Annotated in this window: 9 protein-coding genes and 1 tRNA gene; 3 read left to right on the plus strand and 7 right to left on the minus strand. The window is 62.0% G+C overall.

The window, feature by feature from the left end:
* Window positions 1–128: 128 nt before the first annotated feature.
* Together AB4Z43_RS20470 and AB4Z43_RS20475 are read left to right on the plus strand one after the other, a co-directional pair.
* Window positions 129–1223 carry a 2'-deoxycytidine 5'-triphosphate deaminase gene (locus AB4Z43_RS20470; RefSeq protein WP_019863145.1) on the plus strand — a complete coding sequence of 365 codons (1095 nt, stop codon included), beginning with the start codon at window positions 129–131 and terminating at the stop codon, window positions 1221–1223.
* A gap of 101 nt (window positions 1224–1324) precedes the next feature.
* Entirely contained in the window at window positions 1325–2098 is a 774-nt protein-coding gene (locus AB4Z43_RS20475; RefSeq protein ID WP_027047736.1) for an ABC transporter substrate-binding protein, read from the plus strand.
* A gap of 180 nt (window positions 2099–2278) precedes the next feature.
* Here the strand turns inward: AB4Z43_RS20475 and araD1 are convergent, their stop codons facing one another.
* From araD1 to chvE, 4 genes are all read right to left on the minus strand, one after another.
* The gene (gene araD1 / locus AB4Z43_RS20480; RefSeq protein WP_441938815.1) at window positions 2279–3274 is read right to left on the minus strand and encodes an AraD1 family protein; all 996 of its coding nucleotides are present in this window, start codon (window positions 3272–3274) and stop codon (window positions 2279–2281) included.
* Between the two features lie 290 nt (window positions 3275–3564).
* Window positions 3565–4851 carry a multiple monosaccharide ABC transporter permease gene (gene mmsB / locus AB4Z43_RS20485; RefSeq protein ID WP_019863148.1) on the minus strand — a complete coding sequence of 429 codons (1287 nt, stop codon included), beginning with the start codon at window positions 4849–4851 and terminating at the stop codon, window positions 3565–3567.
* Window positions 4848–6380, minus strand: a complete 1533-nt coding sequence (gene mmsA / locus AB4Z43_RS20490) for a multiple monosaccharide ABC transporter ATP-binding protein (RefSeq protein WP_038644461.1) — start codon at window positions 6378–6380, stop codon at window positions 4848–4850. Before mmsA ends, mmsB begins: the two co-directional genes overlap by 4 nt.
* 161 nt (window positions 6381–6541) lie before the next feature.
* A complete protein-coding gene (chvE, locus tag AB4Z43_RS20495) occupies window positions 6542–7612 on the minus strand; it encodes a multiple monosaccharide ABC transporter substrate-binding protein (RefSeq protein ID WP_010913404.1) in 1071 nt (356 codons plus the stop codon).
* A gap of 312 nt (window positions 7613–7924) precedes the next feature.
* Between chvE and AB4Z43_RS20500 the strand changes: the two genes are divergently transcribed.
* Complete coding sequence (locus tag AB4Z43_RS20500; RefSeq protein WP_027047738.1) at window positions 7925–8914, plus strand: LysR family transcriptional regulator; 990 nt, start codon at window positions 7925–7927, stop codon at window positions 8912–8914.
* 84 nt (window positions 8915–8998) lie between these two features.
* Here the strand turns inward: AB4Z43_RS20500 and AB4Z43_RS20505 are convergent, their stop codons facing one another.
* The 3 genes from AB4Z43_RS20505 to AB4Z43_RS20515 all read right to left on the minus strand — a co-directional run bounded on the left by AB4Z43_RS20505 (window position 8999) and on the right by AB4Z43_RS20515 (window position 11645).
* Window positions 8999–9448, minus strand: a complete 450-nt coding sequence (locus AB4Z43_RS20505) for a hypothetical protein (protein ID WP_069090964.1) — start codon at window positions 9446–9448, stop codon at window positions 8999–9001.
* Window positions 9449–9587: 139 nt separating this feature from the next.
* Window positions 9588–9661 (minus strand) — tRNA-Gly (locus AB4Z43_RS20510).
* 97 nt (window positions 9662–9758) lie between these two features.
* Entirely contained in the window at window positions 9759–11645 is a 1887-nt protein-coding gene (locus AB4Z43_RS20515) for an acyltransferase family protein (RefSeq protein ID WP_019863152.1), read from the minus strand.
* Window positions 11646–11856: the final 211 nt, after the last annotated feature.

The raw sequence follows: 11856 nt of genomic DNA on the forward strand, positions 1-11856 counted from the left end.
CCGTACCACGCTTGCGTCAATTGCCGGCTTCATTAAGAGGTTTGTACCAGGCAGGTTCCGCAAGAATGTTCCATGTTTTCCGGTGAGAACCTGTTGGTAGGAAATTCGTCTGGCCTAGGAGCGGAGCCTTGCGGCAGACAGGCATTCTTCCCGATCAGGACATCTCGGCGCTGTTCCAGTCCGGCGCGCTGAAGTCGCCGCGCGCGCTCGACGCCGACCAGATCCAGCCGGCGAGCCTTGATCTGCGGCTCGGCGACAAGGCCTGGCGGGTGCGGGCCTCGTTCCTGCCGGGTCCCAACCACAGGGTTTCGGAAAAGCTCGACCGGCTGCAACTGCACGAAATCAATCTTGCCGAGGGCGCGGTGCTGGAGACCGGCTGCGTCTATATCGTGCCCTTGCTTGAAAGCCTGGCATTGCCGGCGGACATTTCGGCCTCGGCCAATCCGAAGAGTTCGACCGGGCGGCTCGACATTTTCACCCGTGTCATGACCGACCGTGGCCACGAGTTCGACAAGATCGCCGCCGGCTACAACGGTCCGCTCTATCTGGAAGTCAGCCCGCGCACCTTTCCGATCGTCGTGCGCACCGGTTCGCGCCTGTCGCAAATCCGCTTCCGCACCGGCAACGCGCTGCTCTCGGAGACCGAATTGCATGAATTGCACCGCGCGCAGATGCTGGTCGCCACCGAGCCGCCGAATATTTCGGGCGGTGGCATCGCGCTGTCGATCGATCTCAAGGGCAACAGTGAAGGGCTGGTCGGCTATCGCGGCAAGCATCACACCGGCCTCGTCGATGTCGACAAGCGCGCCGCCCAGGATGTCGTCGATTTCTGGGAACCGATCCACAAGAGCGGCGCCGGCGAACTGGTGCTCGATCCAGACGAATTCTACATCCTCGTCAGCCAGGAGGCGGTGCATGTGCCGCCGCTCTACGCCGCCGAGATGACGCCCTTCGACCCGCTGGTCGGCGAATTTCGCGTCCATTATGCCGGCTTCTTCGATCCGGGCTTCGGCCATTCGGCGGCCGGTGGCACCGGCAGCCGGGCCGTGCTTGAAGTGCGCAGCCACGAGGTGCCGTTCATCCTCGACCATGGCCAGATCGTCGGCCGGCTGGTCTACGAGCACATGCTGAAGCGGCCGCAGGCGCTCTACGGCACCGCTCTCGGCTCCAACTACCAGGCACAGGGCCTGAAGCTCTCCAAGCATTTCCGCGCTGCGCGCTGAACCCCGGTTTTGCCGCCAGGCAAGATACTTGCCTGCGCCGGTACATCATGCTTGGCTGGCTTGTCGGCCGTCGAGATGGCGGCGCTCAAGGGGACAAGAAAATGCAGATCTCGAAACGGATACTGTCGGCGGCAGGCGCCGCCCTGTTGTCGATGGCCGCCGGCTCTTTGTCGGCGCAGGCTGCCGAGAAACTGAAGATCGGCACCGAGGGCGCCTATCCGCCGTTCAACACCATCACCTCGGACGGCAAGGTTGTCGGTTTCGACATAGACATCGCCAATGCGCTGTGTGCTCAGATGAAGGTCGAGTGCGAGATCGTCACCCAGGACTGGGACGGCATCATCCCCGCCCTGCAGGCCAAGAAGTTCGACGCCATCATCGCCTCGATGAGCATCACCGAAGAGCGCAAGAAGCAGGTCGCCTTCACCAACAAATACTACACCACCCCGCTCGCGCTGGTGGCGCCGAAGGACAGCGATCTGACGTCGGCCGACCCGGCGGCCCTGGCCGGCAAGACGGTGGGCGCCCAGGCTTCGACCACGCAGGCCGACTATGCCCAGAACACCTATGGCAAGGCAGGTGCCGAGGCAAAGCTCTACCCAACCCAGGAAGAAGCGATCACCGACCTGACCAACGGCCGGCTTGATGCCGTGATCTCGGACAAGTTCGTCCTGGTGGACTGGCTGAAGAAGGCAAGCGACGGCTGCTGCAAGCTGGTCGGCGACGTCAAGGGCACGGAAACGCAAGCCGGCATCGCCGTGCGCCTCGACGACACCGCCTTGCGCGACAAGCTCAACACGGCCATCGACGCGATCGTCGCCGACGGCACCTACAAGAAGATCCAGGCCAAGTATTTCGACTTCGATATTTATTGAGACGTCGAAGCTGCCTCTTCCTTCTCCCCTTGTGGGAGAAGGTGGCCTCGCGAAGCGAGGTCGGATGAGGGGTGTTCCAGGGAACGCCAACGCCTCACTTCGCTGGAACACCCCTCATCCGTCTCGGCGCTGCGCGCCGATCCACCTTCTCCCACAAGGGGAGAAGGAAGGGGCGCTATCTCAAAGCGCCTTCACCGCCACCTTCACCGGCTTTTCGATCTCGAGCGGGTTGCGCAGTGGCAGGCCGAAATCACCGGCTTCGATCTCGAACACATCGCCGGCCTCGGTCTTGACGCCGTCGGCGAAGGACAGTGTCGCGGTGCCGAACATATGCACGTGCACGTCGCCCGGCTGGCGGAACGCCAAATATTTGAAGTGATGGTGTTCGAGATTGGCGATGGTGTGCGACATGTTCGCCTCGCCCGACAGGAACGGCTTTTCCCAAAGCGTCTTACCATCGCGCACGATGCGCGAGGTGCCGCCGATGTCGGAAGGCAGGTCGCCGATCAGGATCTCAGGTCCGAACGAGGCATTGCGCAGCTTGGAATGGGCGAGAAAGAGATAGTTTACCCGCTCAGTCACGTGGTCGGAAAATTCGTTCGACAGCGTGAAGCCGACGCGGAAGGGCGCGCCGTCATCGCCGATGACATAGATGCCGGCGATTTCGGGTTCCTCGCCGGCGTCCTTGGCGAAGGCCGGTGACAGGAGTGCGGCTCCCGGCGCCACGGCCATCGTGCCGTTGCCCTTGTAGAACCATTCCGGCTGCACGCCGACCTGGCCCTTGGCGGGCTTGCCGCCCTCCAGACCCATGCGGAACATCTTCATGGAATCGGTGAGCTGCTCCTCGCCATCGGCGCTGCTGAGCTTCTTGTGCATGGAATCGCGCGTCGCCGCCGAGCCGAGATGCGTCAGGCCGGTGCCGGTGAGATGCAGATGCGCCGGATCGGGGTGATTGATCGGCGACAACAGCCGCCCTTTCTTGTAGGCGGCATCGAGATCGACCGCCTCGCCGAGCCCCTTGCGCTCGATCAGGGTGGCTAGGCCGACGCCGGTGCGGGCTGCCTCCATCGCCAGCGAATAGACGCTGCGGGCGCCGTTGATGATCCGGGTCTTGCCGCCATTGCGGGCAACGACGCGGATGGTCTCGGCGTCATCGAGAATCTGCGAGATCAGCATGATCAATCCTCTCTCATGTGCCTTGGCATGGCTGCCGCTGCGGCAAACCTTCCCAAGCGCGGCTGGGACGTCGCCCATGCCACGGGTGAAATTGTCCGTTCGGATTGCGCTCGCGGGGCCTGGTTCCTTGAGGGAACTTCTTCGCGCCGGCTGGTTGCCGGCAGCGCCGCGATGTGACCCGTATGCCTTCCTCGTTGCCTCGCCGGAGCGGTTCGGCCCGCTCCTGGTATTTTTGTTTCTGCGCAATTCCTGTGGGAAAACCGCGATGCGCTTTCCTGGAACTGCCCCTTTCAGGCCTTGTTCTTGTTGTAGACGTCGAAGATCACGGCGCCGAGCAGCACCAGGCCTTTGACGACCTGCTGCCAGTCGACATTGACACCCATGATCGACATGCCGTTGTTCATCACGCCCATGATGAAGCCACCGACCACGGCGCCGATGACCTGGCCGACGCCGCCCATCGCCGAGGCGCCGCCGATGAAGACGGCGGCGATGACGTCGAGCTCTGAGCCCAGACCGGCCGCCGGCACTGCCTGGCCAAGGCGAGCCGCGATGATCAGGCCGCCCAGCGCCGACAGCACGCCCATATTGATGAACACCAGCAGCGTCAGCCGCTCGGTGTTGATGCCCGACAGCTGCGCCGCCTTGGGATTGCCGCCCATGGCGTAGATGCGGCGGCCGATGGTCATGCGCTTGGTGACGAAGACGAACAGCGAGATCAGCACGCCCATGACGAGCAGCACCACCGGCAGGCCCCTGTAGCTGGCGAACTCATAGACCAGGAACAGCGCCAGCGCGCTGGCGACCAGCGTCTTGACGACGAACAGGGGGAAGGGCTCGGCTTCATAGCCGTGGCGCTCGCGCTTGCGTCGTGTCCTCACCCCGAAATAGGCATAGGCCACCACGGCGATCAGGCCGAGCACGATCGTCGTCATGTGCAGTGTCAGGCCGCTGCCCACGATGGTCTTGCCGGCGGCGTTCACCGTGGGCGGGATCAGCGTCAGCGGGCCGATAACGTCCGGGATGAAGCCCGAGCTCAGCGCCTTGAAGCCGTCCGGAAGTGGGCCTACCGACGAGCCGCCGCCCAGCAGCGCCTGGCAGATGCCGCGGAAGATCAGCATGCCGGCCAGCGTCACGATGAAGCTCGGTATCCGGTGATAGGCGATCCAATAGCCTTGCGCCGCACCGATCAGGCCGCCCACGACCAGGCAGACGATTGAAACCACCAGCGGATTGCTGAGCGGTCCGAGCTGCCAGATGACCATCATGTTTGCCGCCAGCGCGCCGATGAAACCGGCGACCGAGCCTACGCTGAGGTCGATATAGCCAGAAACGATGACCAGCAGCATGCCCAGCGCCATCACGATGATGAACGAGTTCTGCTGCACCAGATTGCTGAGGTTGACCGGCTTGAACAGCGTTCCCGACGTGGTGAACTGGAAGAACAGCATGATGACGATCAGCGCGATGATGAGACCGTATTCGCGCAGGTTCGTCGTCAGCGCCGAGACGGCAATGCGTGGACGCTGGTCCTCGGCGATGTTGCCCTGTGGGGCGGGGGCGCTGTCGGTGCTCATGCTGCTTTTCCTTCTCCCCGAACGATGGCGCGCATTATTTTTTCCTGACTTGCGTCCGCCGCGGGCATTTCGCCGACGATGCGGCCTTCGTTCATGACGTAGATGCGGTCGGTGATGCCGAGCAATTCCGGCATTTCCGACGAGATGACCACGATCGCCTTACCCTCCGAGGCAAGACGCGCGATGATCGTATAGATTTCATACTTGGCGCCGACATCGATGCCGCGTGTCGGCTCGTCGAGGATCAGCAATTCCGGGTCGGCGAACAGCCATTTCGACAGCACCACCTTCTGCTGGTTGCCGCCGGAAAGATTGCCCGTCATCTGATAGACGCTCGAAGCGCGGATATTGGTCTTCTTGCGATAATCGTTGGCAACGGCGAGTTCGCGCAGATCGTCGATCACGCTGTGACGCGACACGCCGCCGAGATTGGCAAGCGTGATGTTGTGCTTGATATGGTCGATCAGGTTGAGACCGTAAGTCTTGCGGTCCTCGGTCACGTAGGCGATGCCGTGTTCGACCGCCTTGCTCACGGATGAGACATCGATCGGCTTGCCTTTGAGCAGCACCTCGCCCGTGATGCGGCGGCCATAGGAACGGCCGAACAGGCTCATGGCGAATTCGGTGCGACCGGCGCCCATCAGCCCGGCTATGCCGACCACCTCGCCCTTGCGCACATTGATGTCGATGCCCTTGATCACCTGCCGTTCGGCATGGATCGGGTGATAGACCGACCAGTTCTTCACTTCGAAGACGACCTCGCCGATCTTTGGTTCGCGCGGCGGATAGCGGTCGTCGAGCGAGCGGCCGACCATCGAGGTGATGATACGGTCTTCCGAGATATCCTTCTTGGCCAGCGTCTCGATGGTGCGCCCGTCGCGGATGACGGTAACCTTGTCGGCGACCCGGTTCACTTCGTTGAGTTTGTGCGAGATCAGGATCGAGGTCATGCCTTGCCGCTTGAACTCGAGCAAAAGGTCGAGCAGCGCCTGGCTGTCCTTCTCGCTGAGCGATGCGGTGGGCTCGTCGAGGATCAGGAGCTTGACTTCCTTGCTCAGCGCCTTGGCGATCTCGACCAACTGCTGCTTGCCGACGCCGATATTGGTGATCAGCGTCTTGGGGTCCTCCTTGAGGCCCACCTTCTTCAACAGCGCGCTGGTGCGCGCCTCGTTGGCATCCCAGTCGATCACGCCGTATTTGGCGTGTTCGTTGCCGAGGAAAATGTTTTCGGCAATCGACAGCATCGGCACCAGCGCAAGCTCCTGGTGGATGATGACGATGCCCTTGTGTTCGCTGTCATGGATGCCTTTGAACTGGCATTCCTGGCCTTGAAAGATGATCTGGCCGTCATATGTGCCCGCGGGATAGACGCCCGACAGCACTTTCATCAGCGTCGACTTGCCGGCGCCGTTCTCGCCGACCACGGCGTGGATTTCGCCTTCCTCGACGCTGAGGTTGACATTCGACAGCGCCTTCACGCCGGGAAACGTCTTGGTGATGTCGCGCATCTCCAAAATCGTCGAGGTCATAAGGGCAAGCTCCCAGACTTTCTTGTTTTTACGCAATTCCCAGGGGATGGCGCTACGCACTTTTCCTGGAATTGCTCTAGGCCGGCAGAAACAATACCGGGGTCGCTTGTGAACGAAAAGGGGCCCTGCGTCGCGCAGGACCCCAGATTTTATAACCGAGATTACTTCAGGTCTTCGGCCTTGATGTAGCCGGAGTCGACGACCAGCTTCTGGTAGTTCGACTTGTCGACCTCATGCGGCGTCAGCAGGATCGAGGGAACCACCTTGACGTCGTTGTTGTAGGTCTTGGTGTCGAGGCCGTCAGGCTTGCCGCCCGACAGCACCTTGTCGACCAGTTCGACAGTCGACTTGGCCAGTTCGCGGGTGTCCTTGAACACGGTCGAATACTGCTCGCCCGAGATGATCAGCTTGACCGAGGCGGTCTCGGCGTCCTGACCGGTCACAACAGGCCAGGGCTGGGCGGCCGTGCCGTAGCCCACGGCGCGCAGCGAGGCGGTGATGCCGCGCGACAGGCCGTCATAGGGCGACAGAACGCCATCGACGCGGCTGCCGTCCGAGTAGTTGGCCGAGAGCAGGTTGTCCATGCGCGCCTGGGCGGTGGCGGCGAGCCAGCGCAGCGTGCCGACCTTGTCCATGCCCATCTGACCGGACTTGATCTTGATCGAGCCGTCGTCGATCAGCGGCTGCAGGACGGAAATCGCACCATTGTAGAAGAAGAAGGCATTGTTGTCGTCGGGCGAGCCGCCGAACAGTTCGACGTTCCACGGCTTGGTGTTCGGGAAGCGCTCCTTGAGACCCTTCACCAGCGAATTCGCCTGGATCACGCCGACGCCGAAATTGTCGAAGGTGGTGTAATAGTCGACATTGGCGGTCTTCTTGATCAGGCGGTCATAGGCGACGACGACGACGCCCGCGTCAGCGGCCTTCTGCAGCGCGTCCGACAGGGTGGTGCCGTCGATCGAGGCGATGATCAGCGCCTTCGGGCCCTTGGTGATTTCGTTTTCCAGCTGGCTGAGCTGGTTGGGGATGTCGTCCTGCGCATACTGCAGGTCGACAGTGTAGCCGAGTGCCTCGAGCTGGGACTTGACGGCGTCGCCGTCATTGATCCAGCGCTGCGAAGTCTTGGTCGGCATCAGCACGCCGACGAGACCCTTGTCGGCCGCGTGCGCCGAATAGGTCATGGCAGCGATGCCAAGAGCCGCGACTGCGGCCAGTGTCTTGATGATTTTCACGTAACTCTCCCTGGTTGATGGACGCAGCACCCCGGGGGTCGCGGGCCGCGCAATCGTGCAGAAGCGCCAAGGCACTGCTGCCGTCATATCGATCTCCGGTATCCTCCCATGGCCCCGAGCCGCTGATTTCAATCGATACGATTTTATCGTTGGCGACCGTTGCGTCTCGGAACACGGTGACGTTGCCGCCCTTTTGCCATAACTGTCAAATGCGATCTTTGATGGTTGCTATACCGCAAGTGGTATATGTTATGACGCGTGACGGGTTGCTGGCAAATGCCGGCGGGCCGCGAGCGGAGGCAGGAAAAAACCATGGCGGTGTTACGGAATCCGGCTGCGGGTTCAAATAGTTACAACGAGACTCCGGGCGATGGCGAAACCCTGCTGCGCAGCGGCCTCAGCCTGCGTCATATGCGCATGATCGTCGCGCTCGACGATCATGGCCGGGTGAGCGCGGCTGCGCAGGTCATGAACATTTCGCAGCCGGCGGCATCGCGCATGATTGCCGAGATGGAGGCGGTGCTCGAGGTCAAGCTGTGCGAGAGGCTGCCGCGCGGCATCACGCTGACGCCCTACGGCAAGGCCTTGGCCAGGCGTGCGCGTTCGATCCTGCTGGAGATGCGCGAGGTCGACCGCGAGATTTCCGAACTCAAGGCGGGCAAGGGCGGTTCCGTGTTTCTCGGTGCCGTGACGGCGCCGGCGATCGAACTGGCGGTGCCGGCGATCCGCGAAATCCGCCGCATCTATCCACGCATCGAGATCACGATGCAGGTCGAGACCTCGAATGTGCTGGCGCGCGAACTGATCGCCTCACGCCATGATTTCATCATTGCGCGCATCCCCGACGATCTCAATCCGCGGCTGTTCGAATCGCGTGTCATCGGTGTCGAGAAAGCCTGCCTGATCGTGCGTCGGGGCCACCCGCTGACCAGGGGCAGCGTGGTGCGGCTGGAAGACACTGCCGCCTATGACTGGGTCTTCCAGTCGGGCGGCTCGCCTTTGCGTCAGGCGATGGAGAGCAATTTCCTCAACCGCAACATCGCGCTGCCGGACCGGATCCTCAACACCAGTTCGCTGCTCCTGACGCTGGTCATGGTCGCGCAGTCCGACGCCATCGCGCCGGTCTCGGTGCAGGTGGCGAAATTCATCCAGAACCCCGACGGGCTCGCCGGCGCCATCGATGTCGTCCAGACCGAATTCGACATCGAGGTCAGGCCCTACAGCCTGATCACGGTCAGGAATCGCGCCCTGTCGCCGGCCGCCAAGATGCTTCACGACTTCATCCTGCGCGAAGTGGGGTGATGGAACAAGAAGTGCAGTCGCGCGTTCAGCCAAATCGGCATGCTCGCTGGAGCCCGTTTTGGGCGAGGGAACGAGGTGCCGATGTCAACAACTCGGGAGGTTTTGATGGAACGTCGGTTGTTTCTCACTGGAATGCTGGGCGTTGCGGGGGCCGTAGCGTTTGCGGGTGTAGTCGGACCCGGCCGCGCGGTTGCCGGTATTCCTCAGGGCAACGGAATTCTCGATGAACTGGACAAGCCGGATCCGGCTGTCTTCGAAGGCGATGACGACCTCGAAGTGGAAAAGGTCTCTCACCGTCGTTGGCATCATCGCTACTACGGAGATCGCCATTACGGAGAGAGGCGGCGGCGCCGCGGCTGGAGACGGGTTTGCCGTCGTTACTGGCGCCATGGACGCCGTCATGTGCGTTGCTGGCGCGAGCGGGTGTGGCTCCGCGTCTGGCTGTGACGAACCGTTGACGAAAAGGCCGGCCACAGCGACGTGGCCGGTGTCGTCGCCACGCGGCTGTGCGGGTAAGGTGGCGCCGCGAAACATCGACAACCTCGCCCGGCTTTCTCAAGAAGCAGATGCGCATTGGCTAGGGATAGTTACGCGTGACCAATTCGTGCCGGCTCAGCCATTTCGGCAGGTTCCGGCACCGATCAAATCAGCAGCAAAATCCGGGGCGGCAAACTGGAGCGGGTAGCGGGAATCGAACCCGCGCGTTCAGCTTGGGAAGCTGACAGGCTACCATTACATCATACCCGCGCGTGCTCTCGTTACCATGAGGTTCGGCCTTCGGGCAATCGCAAAGCGGTTCCTCGAACAAACGCTCTTTCGCCTCCCTCGGCGCTGGCCGCGATTCCTATTTTGCCTTGGCGACCTTGTTGCTGGCGGCAAAGCTTGGCCAGTATTTCGAGATGGCGAGCGTCGCGCCGGCGGACGAGAAATGACCGTAGTCGAAGTAGAGGAACTGCCGGGTGCCGGCGTCGGCATAGGAGCAGCCTGCTGGGTCGCACAGATAGGCCAACGGGTCGATGAAAGTTGCCCCTTTGACGAATGGCAACACCTGCTTGTTGATGTCCGGATCCATGGCCATCGGCCAGGATGTGTTCGCGGCGTGCTCCCGTTTTGCGAAGAACGCGATTTTCTGGACGTCGGCGATGAACTCCGGAGACTGGCCGATGACATAGACCTTGACGCCCATGTCGCGCAGCCGGTCCACCGTCTTCTGCAGACCGTCAAAGCCCCTTGCCTGGTAGTCGGTCCATCTGCCGCTCAGGATCACCGCCTGGATGTTGGCATCGCGGATGATCGACAGCGCCCGTTCGTTGAAGCGCGTGCAGGCCGGCCGAGCATAGGAGAAGTAGCTCAGATTGGGCGGGCAGCCGGCATAGGTGTACTGGACGACGTTGGCCTGGATCTTCTGTGCATTGGCCTCCAGCCCCGACACGTAGTGCGCGGCGAAGGAATCGCCCCACAGCAGCACATTGGTGGCAAAGCCATGCGTCCGCGTGCAGTCGGCGAGGTTCCAGTTCTCGATCCGGCTCCCGCCCTCGTTGAAACAGACGCCGTTGCGCCAGTCACCCACCAGGACCCGTTCCGTCGAGAAATCGGGGAACCGCTGCGGAAAACCCTTGCCCAGCGCACCAGCCAAGCCGACGACGCACAACAGGGCGATCGCCGTCGCCGAGAACGCGAAGATGGGCAGGGGGGCAGTGAAGGCCCGCTTCTGGCGGAAGGGCTGCTCGACATATTTCCACGAGAACGTCGCCAGCGCGACGCTGGCCACGATCATCGCCATGATCGTCGGCACGCCGATGGCCTTGAGCGAGAGATAATGGACGAACGAATTGATCGGCCAGTGAACGAGGTAGAGCGAATAGGAGATAAGGCCGATCCACACCAGCGGTGTGAGCCGCAGCACCTGCGTGGCGACAGGGACCGGCCTGTCCGCATGGGGCTGGCCAGCATAGATGAGCAGCGCCGTTCCGATGCAGGGAAACAGGGCATTGTAGCCCGGAAACGGATCGCTTTCCGAAATCGTCAGGAAGCCGAAGGCGATCAGGCCAAAACCGGCCAGCCCGATCAGTTCAGTCAGCGGACGGCTGGCAAGCGCCGGCGGCTTTCTCAGCATGAGCATGGCGCCCAGCGCCAGTTCCCAGATGCGCGTCGGCAAGAGGTAGAAGCCGGCGGTCGGCGCCAGCGTGGTTGCCATGACCGCCAGGGCAAAACTGCCTATGGCAATCGGCAGCAATATCGTCAGCCAGCGCTTCGAGGCGTATCGGTAGATCAGATATACGAGGACCGGCGCGAAGATATAATACTGCTCCTCGACCGAAAGCGACCATGTGTGCAAAAGCGGCCGCAATTCCGCGTCGATGGAGAAATAGTTGGTCGTTTTCCAGAAATAGATGTTCGACCAGAAGGTCGAGGCCGCGATCACGCTGAGGCTGTACTCATGGAGATCCGACGGCAGGAGGATGAACCAGGCGGCGATACTGGCGAGCAGGATGACGAAGGTCAGCGCCGGCAGGATGCGCCGCGCGCGGCGCCAGTAAAAGCGGCCGATCGAGAACTGGCCGCGCTCGAGATCGTCGAGCAGGCTGCCGCTGATCAGATAGCCCGATATGACGAAGAAGATATCGACACCGGTGAAGCCGCCGGGAATGGCCGATACGCCGAAATGGAAGAGCACGACGGGCAGCACCGCAACGGCCCGCAGGCCATCAATATCGCGCCTGTAGTTCATTCGGCGGGTCCGTACGCCGAGGTCCTTGGCAGCCGTGCGGCAGAACCTGACATGCTCCTCATGCGGCGATGTCCCCGTCGTTCGAAAAATCGTGGCTCGTGGGCTTTACGGACTGTGCTCTGCAACACAAGTTTGCTGCACTGCAACATCCATGTCAAGGCGGACGCCAGACCTTCGAACGCTGACGAAACCGGTTTCGTCCGGACGCTGT

Origin of the sequence: Mesorhizobium sp. 2RAF45 (assembly GCF_052115225.1) — a bacterium.
Taxonomy (GTDB): domain Bacteria; phylum Pseudomonadota; class Alphaproteobacteria; order Rhizobiales; family Rhizobiaceae; genus Mesorhizobium; species Mesorhizobium jarvisii.